The sequence below is a fragment of the Chryseobacterium sp. UYP7 genome (assembly GCF_056279225.1).
In genome coordinates, this window is sequence record NZ_JBWBQW010000009.1 from 108,653 (window position 1) to 134,115 (window position 25,463).

Genomic DNA, 25,463 nt, shown 5'->3' on the forward strand with positions numbered 1-25,463 from the left:
TATGGGATAGAAGTTGTAAATATTGCAGATGAGTTTTAACAGTTTAAGTTTTCCAAAGTTCACTTTTACAATACCGTAAACTCCATTGTTTTTTCGATATGAGCTTCTTTAATAATTCCCTCTGCATATTTTTTGTTATGTTCTGTGGAAGTATATTTGGCCAAGTACGCGGCATTGATTTTCTCCATTAAAGAACCTTCGTTAGCAGCAATTTCTGCTTTTATATCAAAGATTTCCTCACCACATTTTATTTCACCGGCAGAATTTTTCAGAAAAGTATTGAACCAGCTTCTTTCTGCAAATCCCCACGAACGGGCAAAAATTCGGTCGTCGACAACGACCATCCAAATCTCTAGAAAAGAATCTCGTTCTCTGCCGGCTTTGATTCCAATGTGAGAATTGGAACGGATAAATTTTAACGCGGCTTCTTTGCTCATTTTATTTGAGTTTCATTTTAACGATCCTGTTTTTTCCGGCGAACACCACGGTATTTTGATCGATCCATTCGCAAACATACAATCCTTTTTCTTTTGAAATTGTTTTCCAGGTTTTGCCGTAGTCCGAAGAGAATTCTATATTTTGATCACCAACTGCGATAATGTCTTTTCCTTTGGATTTTGGACGAAATTTCACACAAGTTTTATAACCGCCATTTTTTCCGGAAGCTTGAATTTGCCAGGTTTTTCCACCATCATTTGTCGTTGCAATATTGTTGATATTTTCGGCTTGTTTGGTGTAATCTCCACCGACTGCAATCCCGAAATTTTTATCGTAGAAATCAATGGAATAAATCCCTGTGGAAGCAGTTCCCTGAACGAATGGGGTTTCAAAAGCTTCAAGATCTAAGGTTTTTAAATTAATTTTTAAAATTCTAGAATATTTCCCTCCTGTAGCAATCCAAACCGTATTTCCAACTGCAGAAATATTTGTATTGCTTGCAGCGAAAGCAGATTCCCCTTCCTTCAATTTAAAATTATGATCTCCCTTTCCTATTCTAAAGTCATTGTAAATATTCTTATCAGGCATCAGAACTGTAAGTTTCAAATTTTGATTTTTATCAGGATCGCTGAATGCTAAAGCAATCTTGTCATCTTTCACAAAATGTAATGCATCATAAAAAGCTGATTTTACAGTATCCGAATAAATAATTTTTGATTTTAAACTTTTTTTATCAATTTTAAAAAAATATGCCGGACTTAAAATATTAACCGCATAAAAATAGTTTGGATCTTGCGCTAAAGTTCGAAATTCTAATTTCTGGTCAGATAATTTCATCTGTTTATTATCGGCAGAATCCTTCAAATTCACATATCCAAATTTAGAATCGCTTCCCGAATACCAAACCTTTCCATCGTAAATCTGCAAGGCACGAATCGAAATATTGTCTTTTAATAAGGTTTGAAATTCAACCTTTTGCGCAAAGGAAAAATTCAAACAAAAAAGAAAAATCAGAAGACAATAAACATTTTTCATATTGAGATAATTTACTCAAAAATAGAGAATTTAGAAATAGAAGTCAAAAAAAATCCCACCAAAATTGGCGGGATCAATATAATTATTGTCGCTTAATTGTCTTTATTAAGCTTAGAATGTTTTTTACTGTAAGCAAAGTAAACGATTAAACCGATAGCCAGCCAGATCGCAAGTCGCTCCCAACTTTCTTTTGGTAAACCTGCCATTAAAGCTACACAAATGATAACTCCCAAAATAGGTAAAACCGGTACAAATGGAACGCGGAAACCACGAACTGCATCTGGATTTGTCTTTCTCATTACAATCACTCCGATACAAACTAAAGAGAAGGCAAATAAAGTTCCGATACTTACCATGTGTCCTAGATCTGAAACGGGTACAAATCCCGCAAATAAACTCACGAAGATCATAAATGCTACGTTTGTTTTCCAGGGAGTTTGACTTGTCTTGTGAAGATCGCTGAAGAACTTAGGCAGTAATCCATCAACACTCATGCTGTAAAATACACGACTTTGACCCATCAACATCACCAACATTACGGAGGTATATCCTGCGATAATCGCAATGGTTAAGGCTGAATTTAAAAAGGTATATCCAGTTTTCGCGAAGGCTGTTGTAACCGGACTTGCATCTCCTTTAAAGTTTACATAATTTTCTAAACCTGTTAAAACGTAAGAAAATAATACATATAAAACAGTACAGATAATCAAAGATCCGATGATTCCGATCGGCATTCCTTTTTGAGGATTTTTTGCTTCCTGTGCTGCAGTACTTACGGCATCAAAACCGATGAATGCAAAGAAAACAACTCCGGCCCCACGTAAAATACCGCTCCAACCATAATGTCCGAAATAATCACTCTGGAAAAATTCAAAGAAGCCCATTTTTCCTTGATCCATCAAGACTTCACCTTGATTGATAGGAATAAACGGAGTATGATTCGCTGGATTGATAAAACCCCATCCAAGTGCGATAAATACTAAAACTACGGTTACTTTTAGAATTACTAAAATGTTGTTGATCAACGCTGATTCCTTAGTTCCTTTAATTAAAAGTAAAGAGAGCAAACAAATGATCAGGATTGCCGGCAAATTTAAAATTCCGGGTGTAGAAGAAACGCCGTTCGCATCTACGATCACGTCCCAAGGACCATGCAAAAGGGAAACGGGCAAAGTAACGCCGAAACTCAGCATAAATTTTGCGACATATTGTGACCAGGAAGCAGCAACTGTAGCAGCTCCAAGTGCATATTCCAACACTAAATCCCAACCGATGATCCAGGCCATAAATTCGCCCATCGTTGCGTAAGAATAAGTATAAGCACTACCAGCAACTGGAATCATTGAGGCGAATTCTGCATAACAAAGTCCGGCAAAAGCACATCCTAAAGCAGCTAATATAAAGGAGTAAACAACAGCTGGCCCAGCATTATCTGCAGCAGCTATTCCGGTTAGAGAAAAAAGACCTGCACCAATAATAGCTCCAATTCCCAGAGCGACCAATGAAGCAGCACTTAGGGTTCTTTTAAGTCCCTTTTCTGAATCTTCTGCGCTTGCCAGAAGTGAACTGAGGGATTTCGTTTTCCAAAGATTTGACATTTGTTTTTTGTTTAAGATTCCCAAAAATATAAAAATTTAATAATTATTAACTATAATTCGATAAAATCTTTTTCCTAAACATTTTTGAAATCGGTAAAAACCTGACTTTCGTACTAAAAACGTAAATGCTAAATTCAGATCTAATCGGAGCCTTAAATTTTGCGTTGTTTAATAATCCTGAATTGATTGTGCTAAAATTACAGGAGTATAATATTGATTAACTTTGAGATATGATTTTAAATAATATTTTCCAGTCTGATCTTGTGAAGGAAATTGAAGAGTCCGGCAATCTCAAACATTTTTCTGCGGGAGAAACAATTGTCAATATGGATTCCTACATTAAACACATTCCGGTTGTTATTTCCGGCAGCATTAAAGTCATCAGAACTGAAGAAGATGGCCGGGAAATCCTACTCTACTATTTAACGCCGGGTGAAAGTTGCATCGTTTCAATTCTGGCCGGAATGAAAAATGAAACTTCGAAAATAAAAGCCATCGTAGAAGAAGACGCAGATATCATGTTGATTCCAGCCGATAAAGCCAAAGAATGGGTGAAGAAATATCCAGAGTGGACCGAATTTATTTTTGATCTCTACCAAAAACGTTTTGAGGAATTACTGGATGTCGTGAATTCTGTGGCTTTCCAGAAAATTGATACGCGACTTTTACACCTCATCAAACAGAAAACTCAACTGTATAATTCTAAAGAAATTTCGGTGACGCATCAACAATTAGCCGATGAACTGGGAATTACACGTGAAGCAACAAGTCGTGTTCTCAAACAAATGGAAAAAGACCATCTTTTAATTCTTTCCCGAAATAAAATTGAGCTTCTGTGATATAGATTACTTTAATCTAATTTTCACCGACATAAATTTGCAGTATTAAATCAATCAAATACTCAAAATTATGTTAGATACTATTAATCAATTTTTCGGCTTCACTAAAACAGATTACGCAGACCTTGTAAAAAAAGGCGCAATTATCCTTGATGTCCGCAGCAAAAGTGAATTTGCGGGTGGACATATTAAAGGTTCCATCAATATTCCGGTGGATCAACTTCAAAACAATCTTTCAAAATTAAAAGACAAAAATAAAACGATTATTACGTGTTGTGCTTCCGGAATGAGAAGCGGTTCAGCCAAAACAATTCTTTTAAAAAATGGTTATACCGATGTTCACAATGGTGGCGGTTGGGGAAGTTTAAATGGTAAAATTTAAAAACATTTTTGTATTCTATATTTTAAAAACCTCGATGAATCGAGGTTTTATTTTTACTGATAGCTGAGTTAAGCTTAATCATTATTGATCGCCTCCGAGAAAGCTTTTTGACCACCAATAACTGGCAAAGTGATCATCGTCCCGTCCAGATCAACTGTTAATTCGGTTCCGGGTTCTGGATGTAAGGTGAATTCTTTATCACTCGAAAAAATCATTAATCCTATTTGCTGACCTTTTTTAATGATTTGATCATCGGGCATTAATTCGAATGAAACGTCGTAGAATTTTCCGGGAATTAAGGGTTCTCCTTTTCTTACTGAGGCATGATTTTGTGGATCTGCCCAACCTCTCGTAATAATATTATCTGTTATTCTTGTTCCTCTTCCGTCATTCCAAGGCAGTGAGACTAACCAAACCGATAAGTTTGCCGCAGGTTTGCTGCTGGCTAATTTAACAGTGATTTTCGGAACTCCGGATAGGTGAATATCTTTTGTAAGTTTTGGACTTACATACAGTAAACGGTGACCGGTGTTTTCTGCTCGGGCTAAACTTTCTCCCGTAAATGAATAATTATCAATCAAAGTTTCTTTTCCCTGATCAAAAGTTTTTGTGGTCGTTAAACCTCCAACTTTCGGCGCGCCTTTCGTTAAATAAAAGGAAACCGGTTGAGCTTCAGGATTCGGATAATCTTTGTAAGGAGTTGGATTATTCACATCATCATTTTCCCGCACAATAAAGGCTTTATTCTTTTCTTTTTGGATGCCATTGTCAATTCCAAATAAATAATGAGTAAACCATTTATTCATCATTTCCAATGGTGGTTGCCCGCCGTGACCATTTTGATGATAATAAATTGCGGTTTCTAAACCCATTTCTTTGGCTTTTTTATAAATGCGGTAACTGTGTTCCGGCATCACGTTCCAATCGTTAAAACCGTGGGCCATCAACATTGCAGCTTTCATAGGTTTCATTTGATTAAGATAATCGCGTCCTGCCCAAAAATCATTGTAATCGCCCGTAATTCTATCCTGCCCGTTTTTCATTTCGGTGTCCCTGATTTTAGCGTTGCTGTACGCTCGTTTTGATTCATCACCGCTATGAATAAAATCATACAGAACATCGACGTCCTCTCCTAAATATCCTCCCGGTGAACGCACTAATCCGTTCGAACGGTAATAATGATAATAAGAGGTATTTGGAGCAATAGGAATGATCACTTCTAAATCCTTAACACCTGTCGTTGCTGCGGCAAGTGGAATTGTTCCGTTGTAGGACGTTCCCGTCATTCCTACTTTTCCGGTGGTCCAGTAAGCTTTCACTTTTTCATTTCCGTCCACAGAGGTATATCCGTTTGCGCGTCCGTTCAGCCAGTCGATGACGGCTTTTGGAGCTAAAGATTCGTTCTCGCCTCCAACAGTTGGTGAACCTTGTGATAAACCTGTACCCGGAGAACACGAATGAACTACAATAAAACCTCGGGGTACCCAGGTTGCAGTTTGGGAATTAGAAATAATTGGACGTTTACCAGTTCGAACGACTTCTGCGTGCACACGCGCTTTTCCAGCTTCTCCCAATTCATGATTAACATCCCAAAAACCACCCTCGACATCTGGTGCGACGCCAGAATAATAAGGGCTGGATTCATAAACTACGGGGAGTTTTAACCCTTCAGTTTCGGTTTGATAAGGTCGGGTAACATCAACGTACATGCGGTCTTTTTTACCGTCGCCGTCGGTATCAAAGCTTGTTTCCACCCATAGATCGGTTCTTATCCATTTTTCTGCATCCGTAAATTCCGGAACAATTTGAGACTGTCCGTTTTCAAAAACAGGAACAGCTTTCACAGTCGATTGCGCATTTACAGAAAGGAATGGGATCAGTAGAAGTCCTAAAAAGAAACTTGATTTAAGGAGTTTATGCATGATATTTTTTTTATTTTGAGAATTACTATGATTAAAGATTACGCAGTTCAAGAAAGTGTTTAAATTTTGAAAAATTTAAATTTATGTAAAAGTTGTCATTTTCTTAGAAATACAAATAAAATTTTTTATTTAGTCTGCTCTACCAACTTTGAAAAGATTATGATGAATCCCCAAAGCCTTTGACAGGGGATAAAGTGTAAGAACTAATAGAACAGACGGACTTTTCATAAATTACCTAAAAAAGACCAGAAACATCCTCACATTCTACAAAACAACCGAGATTCTTTCAAGATTTTTTTGCAGTCGCTATAGTCTCCAAGAAGTTGGAGATTTATTGAGAATATCCTAAGTAAAATATAAAGGCATTTAAAAACATAAAAAATAAGGCTGGCGTCGAGATCAATAAACTGTCTTTTGTTTTAATCCGTGTTAATACCCCAAAAAACATTAAAACGGCAAGTCCACCAGATGATAACAGTAAAAGTGGTTGATAAAATAAACCTACTACCAAACCAACGGCTCCCAGTATCTCTAATAAAATTACATAAATACCAAAACCCTTTAAGTCAAAACGCTCAAATTCCTTTTTCATATTCGGTGATACGAAATAGGAAATAGCATATCCTGCAAAAGAGAGGCCTGAAAATATAACACAGACAATCAATAAATAATTCATATTTAAATAATCTCCATTGAAACTAATGCGATGAAGATGCATAGAATCAGTAATACGAGTGATGGCAAATGTTTAATAGATGGATTTTTAATTTTGAAATGGAAGTATTGTGCAGCTACCATAAACAATCCCATGAGAATTGCGGGAATCGCAATTAAGGCGGGAAACCAAATACCTGCAACCAGCAATGTAGCTAAGGCAACTTTGACTGCACCTACAAAGGTCCGCGTTAGATCACTGAGTCCAAATTGTTTAAATTCTTTGATAATTACGTCGTATCTGAAAATCCAAACGTAGGCTACTGAGGCTGCTACGATAATTTGCGCTAAAAGTAGAAGAGTTGTCATTATTTTTTTTTTAGTTATTAGTGTAAAAATAGTGATTTTACTCACAGTAAAATTTATTATTAATTTATTGTGAGGTAGAAGTACCAAGATATTGCAATCTTATTTTTTACCCCCGTCCTTTTCTCTGCTCGTAGCGATCTACTTTGATTAAAATCTGTGAAAAAGATATTGATTTAATTATTCTATGTCTCGAGTAAATTCTCTTCAAAAAATCAATCTCAAAGGGATTTTAAATATTTTTTTTCAGTGAAATTATTATCTTTGACCAAATGAATTTTCACGAACTCTTCCTCAAACCTTACGAATCTTACCAAACATATCAGATTTTTCTGGAAGTAATTGCCACCATATTTGGGATTTTGAGTGTTTACTTTTCTATCAAAAAGAACATCTGGGTTTATCCTACAGGAATTATTTCTACCGCGCTTTATGTTTATATTCTTTTCAATTTTGGTTTGCTGGGCGATATGATGATCAATTTCTACTACACCGTGATGAGCGTTTATGGCTGGATCTTGTGGTCTAATAGTTCGGAAGATCACATTCACGTACAAGTTTCCTGGGCCACGAAAAAAGAGTGGATTTTTTCGGCAATTTTATTCTTTCTGAGTTTAATTTTAGTGACGGTCGTTTACTACTACAAACCTTTTATCGACAATCACTTTTCTATGGATAATGTTCAGCTTGGTCTTTACCATTTGGATTGGGCGAACTGGTTAGATGTGATCACGACCGCCATTTTTCTGGTCGGAATGTGGTTGATGGCAAAACGCAAAATCGAAAACTGGATCTTCTGGATCGTGGGTGATTTAATCTGTATCCCGATGATGATCTATAAAGGTTTGGGAATTACTTCCATTCAGTATTTAGTTTTTACTGCCATGGCGATCGTGGGTTACTTTGAGTGGAAAAAAGGTTCTCGAATTCAAAAATCACCAGATTGACCTTCAATGAAATAGTTGTACTGTAAAAAGGTTACCAGTTATGAAACTCATTTTCTTATTTTAATGATCACTCTTTTAACCCAGAGTTGCAATGACAAATCTGGTGGAAATGCAAGTTCTTCAAAGAAAAATGACATCGTTCCGGACACCGTGGTTGTAATCACGAACAGTTCTGGTGATGAAAAAGCGGAGTACGCTTTCCCGAAAATTCCAGTCAAAGATTTACCCGTTGTTGATTCTACCAATTTTGATAATCAGAAGGAAAGTGCAGGAATAAAAAACGATCTCTTTATTAAAGAAATTAAATTTCAGAAAGATCTACCAAACGCCGAAAATATCAGATTAAGATATCAACTTAACTTCTCCGAGAACTATTGATCCATTGTGATCTCCTATCATAAAGGGGAACATGAACTTTTTACGACGCTTGTTAATATTGGTGAGAACAACAGAATTATCGATCAACTGGATATTGCTTATGACGAGATCGCCGAATCTACCCTCCGAAAAATAAGCAAAATTCAAAAAGATAAAATTGTGGTGGAGGACTGGAATTACTGGAGCGAAGAACCTATCAAAACAACTTCCGTTTACCAGATTTCTAAAGAAGGAAAGTTCAGATCAATTTCCAAGTAGAACAATCTTCATTGAAGAATTAAATGCCTCAAACATTTTCCCGTCAACAAATATTAAAGGTTTTTTAAGCTGGAAAGAACTTCGAATATTGATCAAAACTGATTCAATCTATTAAGCCTTCCTCTTGATTGATAAAGAATAAAGTATCTTTACTCTCCCAAAATCACAAGGACAAATAAACCTTTTTTTATGCAAAATACCATCGAATTTTATAAGTATCAGGGAACAGGAAACGATTTCGTAATGATCGATAATCGCGATCTGGAGTTCCCGAAAGAAAAGGAAGTAATTGCCATGTTGTGCGACCGGCGCTTTGGTATTGGCGGCGACGGATTAATTTTGCTGGAAAATGATGCTCAGGCAGATTTCAAAATGGTCTACTATAATTCCGATGGAAACGAAAGTACCATGTGCGGAAACGGCGGCAGATGCATTGTTGCGTTTGCAAATTTTCTGGATATTTTCGAAGACAAAACAACCTTTGAAGCGGTTGATGGATTACATGAAGCCGAAATTATAAATGGCATCGTAAAACTGAAAATGATCGACGTAGATTCCATTAAAAATATTGATGGTGATTTCGAACTGAACACCGGTTCCCCGCATTACGTGACTTTTGTTGAAATGTTAAAGGATTATAAAGTTTACGAAAACGGTAACAAAATAAGAAATTCAGCGTCTTATCGTGCAGAAGGGATCAATGTGAATTTTGTGGAAGAAATTTCTGATCACGAAATTTTCATCAGAACTTACGAAAGAGGGGTGGAAGATGAAACTTTCAGTTGCGGAACGGGCGTTACTGCTGCAGCGCTGGTCTATTTGAAAGATAAAGATCAGTCTTCCGTTAATGTAAAAGTTTTAGGCGGAAAACTTAAAATTTATGCCGAAAAATCAGGAAAAAGTTTTAAAAACATTTGGTTAGAAGGTCCGGCGAAACAGGTTTTTAAAGGAAAAATTAATTTATAGAAAATTCATTTTAATTGTATGAAAAAAGGCGCGGGAATTATTTCCATAATCGTATTGCTGATCTTTCTGGTCGGCGGATATTTCGGTCTTCAGTATTACAAAAAATATTACGGCAATAATGTTGAAAAGGAAGGCTATGTTTTAGTTCCACATTCTGCGAATTTTAATTCGATCATGGATTCTATTGCACCTTATCTGAAAAATAAAGAAACTTTTGCCGAAGTAGCCAAATCAAAAAATTTAAATCAGTTTTTTAATGCGGGTCGATATCACATTAAATCCGGAACAAATAACTCCGACTTGGTGAATATGATAAAATCCGGAAACCAAACTGAAAATACTTTTAGAATCGGAGATTTCTTCACTGTTTATCAAATGGTTGGTAAAGTGGCCAAAAAAACAGAACTGGATTCTTTGCGCTTTGCCACTGATCTAAATAAAATAGCCACCGACAAAGGATACAGTAACGCCGAAGATCTTAAGAAATATTTCTTCATTGATAGTTACAACTTCTTCTGGACCGTAACTCCGAAAGAATTTTTTGAAAAATTCGAAAATCAATACAACGATTTCTGGACCGCTGAAAGAAAAGCGAAAGAGAAAAATTCCGGTTTAACAAGAGATCAAATTTACGCACTCGCCTCTTTAGTTTATAAAGAAACAGGCGGTAAACCCGACGAAATGAAGACCATTGCAGGTTTATATTTGAACCGATATAGAAAAGGCATGAAATTGCAGAGTGATCCTACGGTGATCTATGCGGTGAGTAAAGCCAATAATTTTCAGGGAGAGACTTTAAAGAGGGTTTTCTACAAGCATTTGAAAGAACCTTCTCCTTATAATACTTATTTCACGGCGGGAATTCCACCGGGTCCAATTTGTATGGTGGACAAAAATTCTGTGGACGCAGTTTTAGAAGCCGAAAAAAATAACTTCATTTTCATGGCGGCAAATCCGGATAAATTTGGATTTCACCGCTTTACCGCAAGTGACATCGAACATGCGAAAAATGCCAAAGCTTACCAGGAATGGCTCAACGCTAAAAATATCAAATAAAAAAACGATTTTAAAATTCCAGCTAAGGACGAGGAAACTTTTGCCAATTCTAAAATATTAAACAATCATTTAATTTAACTTTTTTCAGAAAAGTAATCAGTATAGTTTAAACGAAAATTATGACGAACAGAATTGAGATTTCATCAATTATCAAAAAACGAACATTAGGATTAACGCTTATTGTTGGTGCAGCCAGTTTAGCTTTTGCACAGCAGAAAGTGAATGTTACAGGCCGGATTGTCGACAAGCAAAACAACGCGGTGCCTTATGCATCAGTATCTTTCAGTAACAAAACCGATAAGATATTTAGTGATGCAACATTAACCGATGACAAAGGAGCTTATCAACTTTCTTTAGCGCCCGGCGATTACGATATTACCATTGAAGCCATCGACTATAAAAAATCGACACTAAACAGACCAATTACGGCAGCAGGAAATCTTGGTAGTTTTTCCGTGGAAGCAGAAAGTTCTATTACTAATACCAAAACATCCGATATAAAAGGCGTGGTCATTACGGCTACTACAAAACCTTACCGTGTAGAACTGGATAAGAAAATATACGACCCATCAACAGACCTTATTAGTAAAGGTGGGAATTTACAGGATGTATTAAGCAATGTGCCTTCGATCTCTGTGGATACAGACGGTACCGTTTCTATGCGTGGAAACACCAACATTAAGTTTTTAATTAACGGAAAACCTTCAGCCCTGTTAGGAATTGATGACGGCGCAGATGCCTTAAAATCTATTCCTGCAGATCAAATTGAAAGAATTGAAGTTATTACCAACCCTTCCTCAAAATATGAAGCTTCGGGAACGGCCGGAATTTTAAATATTATTCTTAAAAAATCGAAGAAATTAGGTTTCAACGGCAGTGTGACCGGTACTCTTGGTTACCTTCCCAATACAAGTTTAAATACGAACCTGAGCTGGAGAAAAGGCGCATGGACCTATTTCATTAATGGTGGCGGTGGTTACAATAAAAATGATTCCGGCAATAATTTGCTGTATCAAACCTTATTAAATGAAACTACTTTAAAAGACGGAGATCTAATTTTACGTAAACGCGACGGTACAAATAAAGGCGAAAGCAATAATTACAATGTTAATACAGGTTTCGTCGTAGATCTAACAGATAAAGCCAGCCTGAACGCTTCCGTTTTATTTAGAAATTTCAAATATAATTCAGACGATGAAACAGATATTTTCGAAACTTATTTCAAGAAAGATTCTACAGGAGTCGGATCGACAAATTTAACGACCTTCCAAAAAAATGTAGGCATAAGAAGCAATAATTCTTTCCAGGCAGATTTGGGTTATGATCAAAAAATAGGCGATAAAGGTCAACTCCTTTCCGTCTCCGGAAGTTTCCAAAACAGCAAAGGTGATAACAATTCAGTTTCTAGGGAGAACAGTTTTTCTTCCCCAACTGCAATGGGTAGTATCGTTAATAATATTTTCAGTACAAACGACAACAAAAGTTATATCGGAAAAGCGGATTATGAGTTGCCACTCGGAGAATTATCTAAAATTGAAGCAGGTTTAAGATACGATTACAACAAGAATGTTTATGATTACGCGGTTGATCAGAGTGAAAATAACGCACCGTTTAAGCCAATAGAAAATTATACAAGCAAAACTCTTTACGGAGAAAAAATTGCCGCCGCTTACGGTCAGTTTAAAAGTAAAATTGGCGCATTCGGATATCAAGCTGGTTTAAGAGTAGAGAATACCAATATCGACATTAACTATAAAAATATTGGGAAAGGTACAACGGTACAGCAAGTTAAAAACTACACAGGTCTTTTCCCCAGTTTATTTTTAAGTTATGATGTGGCAAAAGATAATCAGTTGCTTTTAAATTATTCGCGCAGAATTCAGCGCCCGCGTTCGTTTTTCTTAGTTCCATTTAACTCTTATGACAGCAGAAGTATATTTCAGGGAAATCCAGACCTGAATCCAACATATGAAAATTCATTCGAATTGGGCTACAGTTTATCCAAGAAAAAAATCACCCTTAATCCAACTTTATACTACAAAAAATCGAAGGATGAAGTTAACTTTTTACAGTTGCCAATTGTAACTGATGGAATGACTTTAATAACAACACAACCTGTAAATGCGGGCTCAGAAGCACAATATGGTTTAGATCTGAACGCAACTTATGACCCGACAAAATGGCTGAGATTAATGGGGAATGTGGATCTTTATGGCTATAAGAATGAAGGAAGTTTCGCCGGCGTAAGTTTTAATGGCGATGGTTTTTCTTCTAGATTAAGATTAACGACCACCGTTAAACCAGATAAAAATACCTCTTTTCAGTTTCAAGGCTTTTACCGGGGCGCTGAAAAAACGGTTAGTAACGATAGAAAGGGAATGTATGCAGTTAATTTTGGTGCGTCCAGAACGATATTGAAAGGCGACGGAACGTTAGCTTTTAACATTCAGGATATCTTTAATACAAGAGCCAGAGAATTTACTTTTACCGGTGCAGAATATACGCAGTATTCTTACAATCAATGGTCACCAAGACAGTTTTCCTTATCGCTTACCTACCGATTTAAACAGGGCGATAAAATTGATCAGCCGAAACGCAGAAAGGATATTAATTCCAACAGCCAGGGTGGTGAAGACGGACCGCCAATGTAGAGTGAGGTTTGAGGTTTGAGGTCTGAGGTTTGAGGTCTGAGGTCTGAAAATTAAAAAATCCTGAAAATTAATTTTTTCAGGATTTTTTAAAATTTCATAGCCGCTGACTTCTAACTTCAGATATGAGACTCTACTTTCTACTTTCCAGATATTTTTGCCATTCCCAGGTTGTTCTTAAGGCTTCTTCCAGAGACGTATCTGCTTTCCAACCGAGTTCTGTTTCGGCTTTATCTGCATTGGCGTAAGCAATTGTAATATCTCCGGCCCGTCTTTCACAGATCTGATAAGGAACTTTCACATCGTTTGCAGTTTCAAATGCTTCCACAACTTCCAAAACTGAGGAACCCTTTCCTGTTCCCAGATTGTAAATATCAATCAAAGTATCAGAAGTTTCATTCATCAATTTCTGCAAAGCTTTCACATGCGCTTTTGCCAGATCTACCACATAAATATAATCGCGGACTGCTGTTCCATCTTTGGTGTCATAATCATTTCCCCAAATCGACAGTTTCTCTCTAATTCCTGAAGCAGTCTGCGTCACATAAGGAACCAGATTATTTGGAATTCCCAATGGCAACTCGCCTAAAAGAGAAGTCGGATGAGATCCGATCGGATTAAAATATCGAAGCAAAGAAACTTTCTTTTGATAGGCGACTGCGAAGTCCTTCAAAATTTCCTCGCCCATCTGTTTCGTTTTCCCGTAAGAAGATTCCGGCATTTTCAGCGGCGTATCCTCGTCAATCGGCTGTTGATCGGCTTGTCCGTACACTGTGCAGGAGGAACTGAAAATAAAGTTTGAAATATTTCTGGCTTTAAATTCCTGCAGAACATTGATCAAAGAAAAGATATTATTTTCGTAATAATCTAAGGGTTTTTCCTGGCTCTCTCCTACTGCTTTGTAGGCGGCAAAGTGAATACAGCCATCGATTTCATAAGCATCGAAAACTTGGGAGAGCAGTTCTTTTCTTTTTAAATCAAATGGAAAAAACACAGGTCTTTTCCCGGCGACTTTTTCAATATTATCGAGAATAAATTTCTCAGAATTCGACATATCATCAACAATGATGACTTGAAAATTATTTTGTAAAAGTTCTACAACCGTGTGAGAACCGATATAACCGAGTCCGCCGGTAACGAGTATTGTCATATTTTATAAAGTTAATAATGAATAAAGTCTGATGCCGTTCTAAGCATCTATTGATGTAAATAATAAAAAAAAATTGTTCCTAAAAAAATAAAAATTGACAACATCATAAGATTGATTTTGGCTAATTTATTTTTCTTTTTCGAAAACAAAATAAAAGTTTCAATTAAAATAAATAAAAACCAGATTACCGCAAATCCAAAACCTAAAAATAAACTCATTAAAACCCACCATCCATTTCCAGTAAAAGAAGCTCGAGTAAACATTGTTAAAAGAGTAATGACTAAAAAACCACCTCTCAAAACGATATGTTTTGTAACATCTGATTTTCGGTTAAAATTTAAATCTTCATTTTCAAAAAGATGCATATTTACTTTATCTAGCTTAACTTTTTTCTATCTGATGATCGATGTATTTTTTAATATTTACCAATTTCTTCTATTTCATTTTGAGAAAAATCTTCAACATATTTAAATTTTTGCATAATAAATAAAAACCCAAAACCTATTAAATAAGGTATTGTCGCTGTCACATATTCTGTTATGTCATTTTCAAAATCTTTCACAATGAAAATAGATTGAAAAAAAAACATTGTTAGAAAGATCAATATTAAAAGTAAAACAGATGATAAAATTTTTATGGATTTTATATCTTTTAAAATTAATAAAATCAAAGATGCTAGTAGTAAAACAATAATAAAACATAGTCCTGCAAAAAGCAATGAACTAATAAAATTTACAAAATAGCCATCTTTTATTTGTTCAATATAAATGTCTATAAGTGGGAAAAATAAAAAAATATTGAGTGAGATTACTAACCAGTAAACAAATTTATTTCTAAAAAGTTTTTTTTCTGTCATGAAACTATCTATTCATAAACTCCAAAACCGCATCCGTAATATATTTCAATTGCTCTTCGTCCAGCTCTGTATGCATCGGCAAAGAAATCACCTGCTCCAACAACTTATCGGTATTTACAAAATCGGCGTCATTGCTTTCCTGAAAATAAGCCTTCTGTTTTCTTAAAGCTACCGGATAATAAATCATGGCCGGAACTTCTTTTTCGGTCAGAAATTTCTGAAGTTCATTTCTTTTCCCATTTAAAATTCTCAAAGTATATTGATGAAAAACATGCGTTGAATAATCGGCTCTCTTTGGAGTCAAAATATTTGGATTTTCTGCAAAAGCTTCATCGTAATAATCTGCAGCTTTGCGTCGTGCTTCATTGTAAGTATCTAAAAGGGGAAGTTTTTTTCTTAAAACCGTCGCCTGAATACTGTCTAATCGCGAGTTTACACCAACCTCATCATGGTAATATCGTTCATACATTCCATGATTTACAACGCCACGGATTTTATATGCAAGGTCATCATCATTCGTGAAAATGGCGCCACCATCTCCGTAACATCCAAGGTTTTTTGACGGAAAAAAGGACGTTGTACCTAAAATTCCCATTGTTCCGGATTTTTTCACGGTTCCATCAGCGAAAATAAAATCGGAGCCAATTGCCTGGGCATTATCTTCAATTACATATAAATTATGTTCTTTTGCTACTTTTAAAACCTCTTCCATATTGGAACATTGTCCGAAGATATGTACAGGAATAATTGCTTTTGTTTTGGGCGTAATTGCGGCTTTCAGTTTATCGATGTCAATAGTGAAAGTGTCGTAATCAACATCAACCAGAACAGATTTTAATTTTAGGAGCTGAATAACTTCTACCGTCGCGGCGAAGGTAAAATCAACAGTAATGACCTCATCGCCTTCTTTTAGATCAAGAGCCATTAAAGCAATCTGTAAAGCATCGGTCCCATTTGCACACGGTATAACATGTTTTACGTCTAAATACTGCTCAAGTTCCGTCTGAAAAGATTTCACTTCGGGTCCATTGATGAAAGCAGCGGAATCCATTACGTTTAAAACTGCATTATCTACGTCGGCTTTTATCTTGTAGTATTGACTTTGCAGGTCAACCATTTGAATTTTTTTCATAAAAAATATTTGTTCAAATTTAAGAAAATTAAGTTTTTGAAAAAACTAAAAGGACTATTGTTTTCAAAGGATGAAGGTATTAATTGTTTTCTACTTTATAACAGTTGATGATCTTTTTTGTTAAAAATGATCTCGTTTTCAGAAGAAATTAATAAATACTGAAAGAAAACACGGAACCAGTAAGATTAATCAAATAAAACTAAAATAATACCTAACTATTTTCATCAATTTCTTACATTTGCTACCATTAAACAATTTAATCATATGAAAAAATTATTATCAGTTTTCATCCTCGTTATATTCACGTTTGCGAGTGCACAAACAGAACTTGTTTTTGTATACTTTAAAGATAAGCCGAACAAAGCTAGCTTTTATACAAATCCACTCACCGAGCTTACTCAAAAATCTCTGGACAGAAGGGTGAAATTAGGAATCGCACTGAATGATCAGGATGCTCCAATTGAAGCTGCCTACATTCAAAATGTTAGAGATCTCGGATTTACGGTTACCGATTATTCCAAATGGATGAATGGCGTAGCTGTTAATGCGACTACTGCTCAGATCGCCCAACTTTTAACTCAATCTTATGTACAGTCTGTTGAAAGTTTCATTAAACATCCGGGTGGTGGAAAGAGTGATGGTAAAAAAGTAAATAAATTTGATGAATTTAATAATACAGTCGGTAAAACCGATTTTAATTATGGCAGTGGTTTGGCGCAGATCAATCAGGTAAATCTTCGTCCGCTGCATGTTGCGGGTTTCACTGGAACCGGAATGACGATCGCGGTTATTGATACTGGCTTTCCGAAAGTAAATACAGGTTCTGCCTATGCAAGAATTAGAAACAGCGGTCAGATCAAAGGCGGTTACAATTTCATCAATAAAAGCACTGATATTTATAATTCTTCTCTGAACAATCATGGTTCATATTGCCTGGGAACGATCGCCGGATATGTGGAAAACTCTTTTGTAGGAACAGCTCCCGATGCAGACTTTTATCTTTACGCCTCAGAAGATGCTGCGAATGAAATCCCGGAAGAATTCCTTTACTGGACGGAAGCCGCTGAAGAAGCAGACCGCAAAGGCGTTGATGTAATTTCTACCTCTTTAGGATATTATGATTTTGATGACACCAGATATAGTTTGCTTTATTCCGATATGAATGGAACTACTTCTTTCATCGCGAGAACGGCTCAAATAGCCACCGAAAAAGGAATTTTTGTTCTGGCAGCCGCCGGAAATGAAGCTCAAAACTCCTGGCATTACATCATTACCCCTGCAGATAACGAAAAAGTATTTACCGTTGGCGCAGTAACTTCCACAGGTGCGAGTTCGGGTTTTTCTTCTTTCGGTCCCAATTCTGTGGGCGTGGTAAAACCAGATGCAAGTGCTAGAGGAACAAATACAGCGATGGCTTATAATAATGGAGCAACGACCAACAGCGGAACTTCTTTTGCAACGCCACTTGCGGCTGGAGGTGTCGCCTGTTTGCTGCAGGCCATTCCTACAAAATCACTGCCTGAAGTTCGCACTTTGCTTCGTGAGAGTGCTTCATTATATCCAAATCATACGGATCCGATGGGTTATGGAATTATAAATTTTGGGAAAACGCTTACTTCAGCACAATTGGCAACTGCTGACAACGCTGCGAAAAGTGATCTGAAAATTTATCCAAATCCTGTGGTTACCAGTTTCAATATTTCTACTGCTGAAAAAATTGTTAATGTTGAATTATATGATTCTTTAGGTCGTAAAATTCTACAATTAAAAAACACAAAAACTCACAACATAGAAAAACTCGAAAAAGGTCTTTATTTTGTGAAAATAAAAACTGAGAAAAGCGAGTATATTGAGAAAATCATTAAAAAATAAACCAGTAAAATTAATAAGAAATTGAAAAGGTTTAAGAATTTGCAGGCAAATTTATGGAGCTTGCTTACAAATCTTTAGATTTTTCTAAATCAATCTTTACTACTTCATTAACTTAATGGTTAAAACGAAATACATCAATATTTTAAAAACCAAAAACGCTTCTATTTTGAAGCGTTTTTTTTGTGATTACAAAACTTAGAATATTCAAATAATTGTTTAAGCCGAATTCCTACTCGCATTAATATTTCCAAAAAGCGAACGCATGACCAGTTTTTCATACGCTTCCCGACTGCCTTCTTCTTTCTGAATTTTCATTAAAGCATACTGCTGAATGCTCAAAAGTGGTAAAACGATTTTCTCCCGGATCCTTACAGATTTTCTGGAGAGCGGTTCTTCTTCCATCAACATTTTAAATCCGGTTAATTCCAACATCGTTGACTTCGACAATTCATATTCCTCAAATATAATGGTCCAAAATTCACCGAACTTTGGATTTTTTTTCATGTAATAAGTGAGTGGGAAATAAGATTTGTTCATGCTCATCATCGAATTCAAAACTAAGGTCTTAAAGAAATCTGATCCTTTGTAAAGTTCTATAACTTCATTAAATCTGCCTTCGTTTTTTAGCGCATTCAAAGCAAATCCAAATCCGAAAAATCCGGGAACATTTTGTTTCAGCTGACTCCAGGATCCAACGAACGGAATAGCGCGCAGATCTTCAAATTTAATTTCGTTTCCGGCACCTCTTTTTGTGGGGCGACTTCCAATATTGGTTTTCCCGTAATATTCCAGCGTGCTCATCTCCTGCAAATAAGGCACAAACATTGGGTGTGCTTTTAAATCTGAATATTTTACGAAACTAATATCTGCAAGTTCTTCGATCAGTTTACGCTCTGTTTCGCTCAGATCTTTTTTTGAATTTTTGAAAACGTCATTTTCAATTCCGGCCGTTAGCAACTGTTCGAAATTATATTTTGCCTGATCTTTATTGCCGAAAACGCTCGTAATTGTCTGTCCCTGAATAGTAATCTCAATTTTATTATTAGCTATTGTTTTTCCCTGAGAAGCATAAAAATCATGCGTCTTCCCGCCACCTCTTGCCGGCGGTCCGCCACGACCATCAAAGAAAATCACTTTAATGTCATGATCCTCCGAAACTTTCGTAAGCTGTTCTTTAGTTTCATAGATCTCCCAGTTGGCTTTTAGATAACCGCCATCTTTTGTACCGTCAGAAAAACCGAGCATGATCGTTTGTTCCTTACCTCGTCTGTCCAAGTGTTGTCGGTAAACCGGTAGTTCATATAGTTGTTTCATCACTTTTTCGCCCGCGTCTAAACCTTCCATGGTTTCGAAAAGAGGAACAATGTCAATGTTGATGTCTTCTTCTTTATAACCGCACAATCTGAAGAGTGCAAATACATTCAAAACGTCTTTTATATGGTCCGAATTAGAAATGATGTAGCGGCTCATTCCACGTTCTCCATTCCTGTTCTGAATTTCTTTAATATTATTGATGTTTTGGAGTGTGTCTTTTGTAATTCCCTCAAACTCCTCCGGACTTAAAATAAGATCCGTTTCTAAAAGCCATTTCAATTTTTCTTCGTTGGAGAGATCTTCGATTTTTAAGTCAGACTTTTTACTAATAATTTCATCAATTATTTCCTGATGAACACGACTGTCCTGGCGAATATCCAGCGTGGCGAAGTGTGTCCCAAATATTTTGACGCGGTCTTTAAAATCCTCCAGAAGGTTCAGAAATAAACCGTTATGATTTTCCGTAATAATTTTTTCAGCTTGACTCAGACTTTCTAAAATTTGATCTGCATTTATGCTTTCATCTTGTTTAAAAATGGCATCGTATAATTGAAGGCTTAAGGTTTCTAAGATTTCCGAAACTCCACGGAAACTCAATCTTCGTCTTAAATTTTTTAAATGTTCGTAATATGATTTCAGGATAGAAAAATGAAGTTCTGCTGCAACCTTCTGAGTAATTTCTGCGGTCACAAAAGGATTTCCGTCGCGATCTCCTCCCGGCCAAAAACCAAGTTCTATCATATCCTGATTCGGCACGAAAGAATCGGTCTCAAAGGAATTTTTCAATTTTTTATAAAGTTCCCCGATCGTATCGTAATAAACGTAGCGCAAATAAAAAATGATACTCTGCGCCTCATCCAGCGGTGTTGGTTTTTCTTTGTTGACGAAGGGCGTTTTACCTAACTGTTGCAATAGCATATCAATTTCCGTCACCGAATCTTTCATAATTGCCGACCGCAAATCATGTAAAATCCTTTGAACTGAATTTGGATAAAATTGCGTCGGATGCGCGGTGAAAACGACTTTGATACCAAAATCTTTCATTTTTTTTCGAGTCGCATCTAATTTGTGTTCTTGCGAGGCTCTTTCATAAAGCTGCATTAACGTTCCGGCATCACTTTCAGAGTGAAGTTCTGCAAAAGCCGCGTCTTCGATACTGTCGAACAAAACAACCTGTCTCTCGATGTACTGAATAATTTTAAAAAGCAGTTCCGTTTTTTGATCATCCGTTTTCAGCTCGGTATGTTTGCTGAAAAACTCCTCCATAATTTCTTCCGGATTTTTTCCTTTTTCATAACCCGCCTTACTTTCCTCATATAAAAAAGGAAGTAGCATGCCAATATTAGACATTTTATCGTAAGGCAAACTCATGAAGAGAGAGTTGTAGATCTGAAATTTATTCTCCACCAACTGGCGGAATTTTTCTGTTTTTTCTTCGTATCGCATTTAACAAATTTAGGCTATTTATAATTTTATTACAGGGCATCAGCATAAAATTAAAGTGTTTACCCACAAAATTGTATCTTCATTACATGAAATTCTTCAAAATCATATTTCTTTTTTGCTGTACATTTTCTTTAGCTCAAAATGGCTTTGAGGTTACGCATGAAAAGAAAACCGTGATTCCTTTTAAACTTATTAATAACCTTGTTTTTATTCCACTGGTCATTAATGGCATCGAGGTAACTTTTCTACTGGATTCGGGCGTTAGTGAAACCATACTTTTCAGTTTAGAGGATAAAGAAATAAACTTTAACGACATTGCAAAAATTAAATTTTCCGGATTAGGCGAAAGTAAAGATATTGAAGGATTGCGTTCTGATAATAATGTAGTTTCTATTGGGAAAGATTTTACCGACTTAAAACATACCGTTTTTATTATTTTAGACGAAAGCATCAACTTTTCTTCACATGTCGGAATTCCGGTGAATGGAATTTTAGGCTATCAGTTTTTCAAGGATCATCCGGTAGAAATCAATTATATTTCAAAAAAAATCACGATTTATAATGATGATAAAACTTTTCTGAAGCGGAAAAAGAGATTTACAGAGTTTCCTATAACGCTGGAAGGAAATAAACCTTATTTAATGGCAGACGTTGAATTAACTACAGAAAAAGCACCTTCGAAAATGTTGGTTGATCTGGGAAATAGTGACGCAGTCTGGCTGTTCCCGAAGTTGATCAAAGGTTTTGTTTACAACAGACCCAACATCGAGGATTATTTGGGACAGGGTTTTAACGGTGATATATTTGGAAAAAGAAGCCGAATTCACCGTTTATATATTGGTGAGTATGCTTTCGAAAAACCATTGACCGCACTGCCTGATGAATATTCCATCCAAAGTTTAAGAATCGTTCCCGATCGCAAAGGCTCGATAGGAAGTGATATTTTACGCCGGTTCACTGTCATCTTCAATTATCCGGAAAAAAAGATTTATTTTCGTAAAAACCAACATTATAATGATCCCTTCCTCTTCAACAATAGTGGTCTCGATATACAACATGACGGAGTGACCTGGCAAAAAGATCTGATACAGGTAAGTACCGAGCAAACTACAAACTCTCTTAATATGACCAGTGTGAAAGAAAATTTCGTTTATAACTTTGTGTTGAAACCTAAATTTTCTGTAGCAGGCTGCAGAAAAGAGTCCCCTTGTTCCACTGCAGGATTGCAAAAAGATGATAAGATCGTTACCATCAACCGAAAAAAAATAGGTGAATTTACCCTGCAAAAAATTAACGATCTGTTAAAGCAGGAAGATGGCACGCCGGTTAATTTTGAAATAGAGAGAAATCAAGAAAAAATAACATTCAAAGTAATACTAAAAGACCCAATTCCTTACCAAGATGCAAATTGAAGAAAGCGTTCTAGACAGCATTCGATCCCGCCCCAGATTTAAAATTTTCACGGAAATCAGTCGGGAAAATTACACCCTTTTACTAAAGAAATTTTTGGCTGAAAAATCAGAAGGTTATACCGGAAACATCAATAACGAAGCGGCTAATATTACCGTGAAGACCGACCATAATCAATTTTGGAAACCCTGTTTAGCATTAATAACCGATAATGACGAAGAGGAAAAGAAAACGGTGATCCGTGGCGTTTTTGGACCAAGCTCCGCAGTCTGGACTTTTTTTATGTTCCTCTACTTTATTTTCGGAATTTTATGGATGGTTTTTATAACGATCTGGTTTGTAGAAAAGCAAATTAAAAGCAAAGATTTTCCGTGGGCACTTTCTGTTTCCTTTGTCCTTCTTTTCTGTCTGATAGCAACATACGCAGCCGCCAGGTTCGGACAAATAAAAGCTCGGGGCGAAATGCAGAAACTTCGGGAATTTGCAGAGGAATCGATCCGTACTTTCGAGAAAGATTAAGCGGCAGTTTTTTCGGAGCTATTTTTAGCAGCTTCCTGCGCATGAACCTCATCGGTATTCTTTTGTTCCTCTAAGATTTTTGAAAGGTCTGGCTTGATGATCTCATTGAGTTCATCTACAGATATATCATTTATTTTAGGATCCTGAATTAAATTTTTCCAGGGTTTTTTACCGCCCCATTTGTAATCACCAAACACAATTACCGGCGTTCCATTGGCTTTCACCGTTGCACCGCCTTTATTCAAAGTCCACTGATCTGCCCAGTTGTATAAAAACTTAGCATCATCTTCTAACAATCTTAAACAAGAGTGAGAAGCCGGATAGCCGGGCAAATCATATTGATGCCACCCAATTCCTAATCTGTTCGCGATATTAAAATTGTAAGGTAATTTCCAGTCACTATCAACAGTTGAAATGGCAAGTTCTTTTTTCCAGTTTGCAAACATGAGTCCGCGTTTTGTTTGCGCATTCTTTTTCCCCAAACTTGTCGGTCCCCATTTAAGCAGTTTTCCGTTCTCATAAAGTGCGAAAGCCTGGATTGGATAAGAGAATAAAACGATTTTGTGAACGTCTTTCAATATATCCAGTTGAGTTGGGAATGGTGAATAAGACATAAGCGATTGATCGAATTGATCCGGAATAGCCAGAGTATCTGCGCGCCATTTATTTTTAGCATCTAATCTATTCAAAGCTAAAATGACATATTGCTCATCTTTGGAAAATTCTTTATTAAAAACGCCCATTGCAGAATCTTTCTTCTTTTTCGGGAAGATAAATTCCGTGTATTTAATTTTCGGTTTTTCTGCTTCGGCTTTTATAGAATCTTTCTGTGCTGCTTTTATAGAATCGCTGGAAGTATTTGCAGTCGTATCCCCCGTTACAACCTGCTCTTTTTTACAGTTGATAAGAATTGAAAGTGCACAAATGGCTACGGCTAAATTTAAAATGGAGTTTTTTTTCTTCGGAGAGAACATATTGCGTTTGTTTGAAGTAGGGATTACAAGAATAGTACCACCTGCAAAGGTAATAAGTATGTTTGTAGATAAGTATTTTATAATGAGAGATTTTGAATTTATTTTTTAAATCGTGCAATTACATTCCGCTCAATTTCCCAAAGATTTGAGAATATTATTTTGATCAGAACTTTGTAGTTTTTAATAAAAACTATATTTTTATCACCTATTAAAAATTATGTGGGAAGTTTATTTATCACTTGTTCTTTTATTATTGATCCTCACGCTATTACCCAAAATACCAAGTACATACTGGGTTTTTCGGGTAGCTGATTTCGGTAAAATTCAATTTAATTATCTTACGGTCTTTACTTTTATCGTAGGATTTTTCTTTTATAAAAATGATTTCTGGTGGTATTCTCAGGCGCTTTTGTTGGCGATGATCATTTTTCACACCATTACGCTTATCAAATATACCCGTTATTATCCGGTGAAGAAGATCAGTCACTCTGGCTTTAGTTCTTCAAAAATCATTAAAATTATTTCTGCTAATGTTTATCAGTTCAATAAAGATCCGGATCCCTTTATAAATCTCATTAAAACCTATCAGCCGGATTTTTTTTTAGCGATGGAAAGCAACAGTAATTGGGAAAATGCGCTTCAGGTTCTTGAAAAAGATTATCCGTATCACCAAAAAGTTACATTGGAGAACACTTATGGGATGCATTTGTATTCGAGAATAGAAATGGACGCGGCGAAAACTCATTATTTTGTTGCAGATGACATTCCGAGTATCGAAGCGCATTTCAGTACGAAAGATGGCTATAAATTTGTCTTTTTCGGAATTCATCCGCCGCCGCCAAGCCCGACGGAAGAAGAAACATCAAAGGAAAGAGACGGCGATCTGTTAAGTGTTGCAAAGCGCGTAAATAAAATTAAGGAACCCGTAATTGTAATTGGGGATTTTAATAATGTTGCCTGGTCAAAATCTTCTGTCTTATTCCGGAAAACGAGTCATTTAATTGATCCCAGAGTTGGCAAGGCATTTATTTCTACTTTTCATGCGAAGTACCGCTTGCTGAGATTTCCCATCGATCTAATGTTTCACAGCGAACATATTTTTATTGAAGATTTAAAAACTTTAGAAAAATTTGGCTCGGATCATCTTCCTATTTATTGCGAATTTTTTATCGATCACCAAAATGGGGAACAAAAAGACAGAATCGAAAAAGCTGATTCCGAAGAAAAAGCCGAAGCCAGAGAAATGATCGAAGAAGGAAAAAAAGAAGACGCAGAAAGAGTTGCAGTTGTTACCGAAGATTAA

24 protein-coding genes are annotated in these 25,463 nt (G+C 36.2%); 12 read left to right on the top strand and 12 right to left on the bottom strand.

What is annotated here, in order from left to right:
* Nucleotides 1-65: 65 nt before the first annotated feature.
* The 3 genes from ACZ9HT_RS15960 to ACZ9HT_RS15970 form a co-directional block, all read right to left on the bottom strand.
* Nucleotides 66-437, bottom strand: coding sequence for a DUF2255 family protein (locus tag ACZ9HT_RS15960; RefSeq protein ID WP_476041494.1), 372 nt, complete (start codon nt 435-437; stop codon nt 66-68).
* A gap of 1 nt (nt 438) precedes the next feature.
* Entirely contained in the window at nt 439-1,473 is a 1,035-nt protein-coding gene (locus ACZ9HT_RS15965; RefSeq protein WP_476041495.1) for a WD40/YVTN/BNR-like repeat-containing protein, read from the bottom strand.
* A gap of 92 nt (nt 1,474-1,565) precedes the next feature.
* Nucleotides 1,566-3,071 carry an amino acid permease gene (locus ACZ9HT_RS15970; protein WP_476041496.1) on the bottom strand — a complete coding sequence of 502 codons (1,506 nt, stop codon included), beginning with the start codon at nt 3,069-3,071 and terminating at the stop codon, nt 1,566-1,568.
* Between the two features lie 230 nt (nt 3,072-3,301).
* Between ACZ9HT_RS15970 and ACZ9HT_RS15975 the strand changes: the two genes are divergently transcribed.
* Nucleotides 3,302-3,910, top strand: a complete 609-nt coding sequence (locus ACZ9HT_RS15975) for a Crp/Fnr family transcriptional regulator (RefSeq protein ID WP_476041497.1) — start codon at nt 3,302-3,304, stop codon at nt 3,908-3,910.
* Nucleotides 3,911-3,980: 70 nt separating this feature from the next.
* Nucleotides 3,981-4,292, top strand: a complete 312-nt coding sequence (locus ACZ9HT_RS15980; RefSeq protein WP_476041498.1) for a rhodanese-like domain-containing protein — start codon at nt 3,981-3,983, stop codon at nt 4,290-4,292.
* Between the two features lie 74 nt (nt 4,293-4,366).
* Here the strand turns inward: ACZ9HT_RS15980 and ACZ9HT_RS15985 are convergent, their stop codons facing one another.
* The 3 genes from ACZ9HT_RS15985 to ACZ9HT_RS15995 all read right to left on the bottom strand — a co-directional run bounded on the left by ACZ9HT_RS15985 (nt 4,367) and on the right by ACZ9HT_RS15995 (nt 7,237).
* Nucleotides 4,367-6,214, bottom strand: coding sequence for a Xaa-Pro dipeptidyl-peptidase (locus ACZ9HT_RS15985; RefSeq protein ID WP_476041499.1), 1,848 nt, complete (start codon nt 6,212-6,214; stop codon nt 4,367-4,369).
* Between the two features lie 331 nt (nt 6,215-6,545).
* Nucleotides 6,546-6,890 (bottom strand): DoxX family protein, encoded by a 345-nt coding sequence (locus ACZ9HT_RS15990; RefSeq protein ID WP_476041500.1) that lies wholly within the window; start codon nt 6,888-6,890, stop codon nt 6,546-6,548.
* Between the two features lie 2 nt (nt 6,891-6,892).
* Nucleotides 6,893-7,237 carry a DoxX family protein gene (locus ACZ9HT_RS15995; RefSeq protein WP_476041501.1) on the bottom strand — a complete coding sequence of 115 codons (345 nt, stop codon included), beginning with the start codon at nt 7,235-7,237 and terminating at the stop codon, nt 6,893-6,895.
* Nucleotides 7,238-7,506: 269 nt separating this feature from the next.
* On the opposite strand from ACZ9HT_RS15995, the gene pnuC reads away from it, so the two are divergent.
* The 6 genes from pnuC to ACZ9HT_RS16025 all read left to right on the top strand — a co-directional run bounded on the left by pnuC (nt 7,507) and on the right by ACZ9HT_RS16025 (nt 13,490).
* Nucleotides 7,507-8,181 (top strand): nicotinamide riboside transporter PnuC, encoded by a 675-nt coding sequence (gene pnuC, locus ACZ9HT_RS16000; RefSeq protein WP_476041502.1) that lies wholly within the window; start codon nt 7,507-7,509, stop codon nt 8,179-8,181.
* Nucleotides 8,182-8,244: 63 nt separating this feature from the next.
* Nucleotides 8,245-8,559, top strand: a complete 315-nt coding sequence (locus ACZ9HT_RS16005) for a hypothetical protein (protein WP_476041503.1) — start codon at nt 8,245-8,247, stop codon at nt 8,557-8,559.
* Nucleotides 8,560-8,565: 6 nt separating this feature from the next.
* On the top strand, nt 8,566-8,817 hold the full coding sequence (locus tag ACZ9HT_RS16010) for a hypothetical protein (protein WP_476041504.1): 252 nt from the start codon (nt 8,566-8,568) through the stop codon (nt 8,815-8,817).
* Between the two features lie 189 nt (nt 8,818-9,006).
* The gene (gene dapF / locus ACZ9HT_RS16015) at nt 9,007-9,783 is read left to right on the top strand and encodes a diaminopimelate epimerase (protein ID WP_476041505.1); all 777 of its coding nucleotides are present in this window, start codon (nt 9,007-9,009) and stop codon (nt 9,781-9,783) included.
* Nucleotides 9,784-9,801: 18 nt separating this feature from the next.
* Nucleotides 9,802-10,839 (top strand): endolytic transglycosylase MltG, encoded by a 1,038-nt coding sequence (gene mltG / locus ACZ9HT_RS16020; protein ID WP_476041506.1) that lies wholly within the window; start codon nt 9,802-9,804, stop codon nt 10,837-10,839.
* 119 nt (nt 10,840-10,958) lie between these two features.
* Nucleotides 10,959-13,490: a TonB-dependent receptor domain-containing protein gene (locus ACZ9HT_RS16025; RefSeq protein WP_476041507.1), complete on the top strand. Its 2,532-nt coding sequence runs from the start codon at nt 10,959-10,961 to the stop codon at nt 13,488-13,490.
* Nucleotides 13,491-13,620: 130 nt separating this feature from the next.
* On the opposite strand, the gene galE is transcribed toward ACZ9HT_RS16025, so the two are convergent.
* The 4 genes from galE to ACZ9HT_RS16045 are packed head-to-tail and all read right to left on the bottom strand — an operon-like array spanning nt 13,621 to nt 16,625.
* Nucleotides 13,621-14,637 (bottom strand): UDP-glucose 4-epimerase GalE, encoded by a 1,017-nt coding sequence (galE, locus tag ACZ9HT_RS16030; protein WP_476041508.1) that lies wholly within the window; start codon nt 14,635-14,637, stop codon nt 13,621-13,623.
* 47 nt (nt 14,638-14,684) lie between these two features.
* Nucleotides 14,685-15,002: a hypothetical protein gene (locus tag ACZ9HT_RS16035; RefSeq protein ID WP_476041509.1), complete on the bottom strand. Its 318-nt coding sequence runs from the start codon at nt 15,000-15,002 to the stop codon at nt 14,685-14,687.
* 50 nt (nt 15,003-15,052) lie between these two features.
* Nucleotides 15,053-15,493, bottom strand: a complete 441-nt coding sequence (locus tag ACZ9HT_RS16040) for a hypothetical protein (protein ID WP_476041510.1) — start codon at nt 15,491-15,493, stop codon at nt 15,053-15,055.
* 4 nt (nt 15,494-15,497) lie between these two features.
* Nucleotides 15,498-16,625 (bottom strand): DegT/DnrJ/EryC1/StrS family aminotransferase, encoded by a 1,128-nt coding sequence (locus tag ACZ9HT_RS16045; RefSeq protein WP_476041511.1) that lies wholly within the window; start codon nt 16,623-16,625, stop codon nt 15,498-15,500.
* A 264-nt stretch (nt 16,626-16,889) separates the two neighbouring features.
* On the opposite strand from ACZ9HT_RS16045, the gene ACZ9HT_RS16050 reads away from it, so the two are divergent.
* On the top strand, nt 16,890-18,497 hold the full coding sequence (locus ACZ9HT_RS16050) for a S8 family peptidase (RefSeq protein WP_476041512.1): 1,608 nt from the start codon (nt 16,890-16,892) through the stop codon (nt 18,495-18,497).
* Nucleotides 18,498-18,713: 216 nt separating this feature from the next.
* On the opposite strand, the gene ACZ9HT_RS16055 is transcribed toward ACZ9HT_RS16050, so the two are convergent.
* Nucleotides 18,714-21,257: a phosphoenolpyruvate carboxylase gene (locus ACZ9HT_RS16055; protein ID WP_476041513.1), complete on the bottom strand. Its 2,544-nt coding sequence runs from the start codon at nt 21,255-21,257 to the stop codon at nt 18,714-18,716.
* Between the two features lie 86 nt (nt 21,258-21,343).
* On the opposite strand from ACZ9HT_RS16055, the gene ACZ9HT_RS16060 reads away from it, so the two are divergent.
* Together ACZ9HT_RS16060 and ACZ9HT_RS16065 are read left to right on the top strand one after the other, a co-directional pair.
* Nucleotides 21,344-22,669, top strand: coding sequence for an aspartyl protease family protein (locus ACZ9HT_RS16060; RefSeq protein ID WP_476041514.1), 1,326 nt, complete (start codon nt 21,344-21,346; stop codon nt 22,667-22,669).
* Nucleotides 22,659-23,186, top strand: a complete 528-nt coding sequence (locus tag ACZ9HT_RS16065; RefSeq protein WP_476041515.1) for a hypothetical protein — start codon at nt 22,659-22,661, stop codon at nt 23,184-23,186. Before ACZ9HT_RS16060 ends, ACZ9HT_RS16065 begins: the two co-directional genes overlap by 11 nt.
* On the opposite strand, the gene ACZ9HT_RS16070 is transcribed toward ACZ9HT_RS16065, so the two are convergent.
* On the bottom strand, nt 23,183-24,160 hold the full coding sequence (locus ACZ9HT_RS16070; protein ID WP_476041516.1) for a L,D-transpeptidase: 978 nt from the start codon (nt 24,158-24,160) through the stop codon (nt 23,183-23,185). The two genes, ACZ9HT_RS16065 and ACZ9HT_RS16070, sit on opposite strands and share 4 nt — an antisense overlap.
* Before the next feature lie 217 nt (nt 24,161-24,377).
* Here ACZ9HT_RS16070 and ACZ9HT_RS16075 point away from each other — a divergent pair, with 217 nt between their 5' ends.
* Nucleotides 24,378-25,463, top strand: a complete 1,086-nt coding sequence (locus tag ACZ9HT_RS16075; protein ID WP_476041517.1) for an endonuclease/exonuclease/phosphatase family protein — start codon at nt 24,378-24,380, stop codon at nt 25,461-25,463.

Excerpts from the sequence above, each read along its gene's own strand:
- ACZ9HT_RS15960 (WP_476041494.1), bottom strand. The coding sequence starts at position 437 with ATGAGCAAAGAAGCCGCGTTAAAATTTATCCGTTCCAATTCTCACATT.
- ACZ9HT_RS15965 (WP_476041495.1), bottom strand. The coding sequence starts at position 1,473 with ATGAAAAATGTTTATTGTCTTCTGATTTTTCTTTTTTGTTTGAATTTT.
- ACZ9HT_RS15970 (WP_476041496.1), bottom strand. The coding sequence starts at position 3,071 with ATGTCAAATCTTTGGAAAACGAAATCCCTCAGTTCACTTCTGGCAAGC.
- ACZ9HT_RS15975 (WP_476041497.1), top strand. The coding sequence starts at position 3,302 with ATGATTTTAAATAATATTTTCCAGTCTGATCTTGTGAAGGAAATTGAA.
- ACZ9HT_RS15980 (WP_476041498.1), top strand. The coding sequence starts at position 3,981 with ATGTTAGATACTATTAATCAATTTTTCGGCTTCACTAAAACAGATTAC.
- ACZ9HT_RS15985 (WP_476041499.1), bottom strand. The coding sequence starts at position 6,214 with ATGCATAAACTCCTTAAATCAAGTTTCTTTTTAGGACTTCTACTGATC.
- ACZ9HT_RS15990 (WP_476041500.1), bottom strand. The coding sequence starts at position 6,890 with ATGAATTATTTATTGATTGTCTGTGTTATATTTTCAGGCCTCTCTTTT.
- ACZ9HT_RS15995 (WP_476041501.1), bottom strand. The coding sequence starts at position 7,237 with ATGACAACTCTTCTACTTTTAGCGCAAATTATCGTAGCAGCCTCAGTA.
- pnuC (WP_476041502.1), top strand. The coding sequence starts at position 7,507 with ATGAATTTTCACGAACTCTTCCTCAAACCTTACGAATCTTACCAAACA.
- ACZ9HT_RS16005 (WP_476041503.1), top strand. The coding sequence starts at position 8,245 with ATGATCACTCTTTTAACCCAGAGTTGCAATGACAAATCTGGTGGAAAT.
- dapF (WP_476041505.1), top strand. The coding sequence starts at position 9,007 with ATGCAAAATACCATCGAATTTTATAAGTATCAGGGAACAGGAAACGAT.
- mltG (WP_476041506.1), top strand. The coding sequence starts at position 9,802 with ATGAAAAAAGGCGCGGGAATTATTTCCATAATCGTATTGCTGATCTTT.
- ACZ9HT_RS16025 (WP_476041507.1), top strand. The coding sequence starts at position 10,959 with ATGACGAACAGAATTGAGATTTCATCAATTATCAAAAAACGAACATTA.
- galE (WP_476041508.1), bottom strand. The coding sequence starts at position 14,637 with ATGACAATACTCGTTACCGGCGGACTCGGTTATATCGGTTCTCACACG.
- ACZ9HT_RS16035 (WP_476041509.1), bottom strand. The coding sequence starts at position 15,002 with ATGCATCTTTTTGAAAATGAAGATTTAAATTTTAACCGAAAATCAGAT.
- ACZ9HT_RS16040 (WP_476041510.1), bottom strand. The coding sequence starts at position 15,493 with ATGACAGAAAAAAAACTTTTTAGAAATAAATTTGTTTACTGGTTAGTA.
- ACZ9HT_RS16045 (WP_476041511.1), bottom strand. The coding sequence starts at position 16,625 with ATGAAAAAAATTCAAATGGTTGACCTGCAAAGTCAATACTACAAGATA.
- ACZ9HT_RS16050 (WP_476041512.1), top strand. The coding sequence starts at position 16,890 with ATGAAAAAATTATTATCAGTTTTCATCCTCGTTATATTCACGTTTGCG.
- ACZ9HT_RS16055 (WP_476041513.1), bottom strand. The coding sequence starts at position 21,257 with ATGCGATACGAAGAAAAAACAGAAAAATTCCGCCAGTTGGTGGAGAAT.
- ACZ9HT_RS16060 (WP_476041514.1), top strand. The coding sequence starts at position 21,344 with ATGAAATTCTTCAAAATCATATTTCTTTTTTGCTGTACATTTTCTTTA.
- ACZ9HT_RS16065 (WP_476041515.1), top strand. The coding sequence starts at position 22,659 with ATGCAAATTGAAGAAAGCGTTCTAGACAGCATTCGATCCCGCCCCAGA.
- ACZ9HT_RS16070 (WP_476041516.1), bottom strand. The coding sequence starts at position 24,160 with ATGTTCTCTCCGAAGAAAAAAAACTCCATTTTAAATTTAGCCGTAGCC.
- ACZ9HT_RS16075 (WP_476041517.1), top strand. The coding sequence starts at position 24,378 with ATGTGGGAAGTTTATTTATCACTTGTTCTTTTATTATTGATCCTCACG.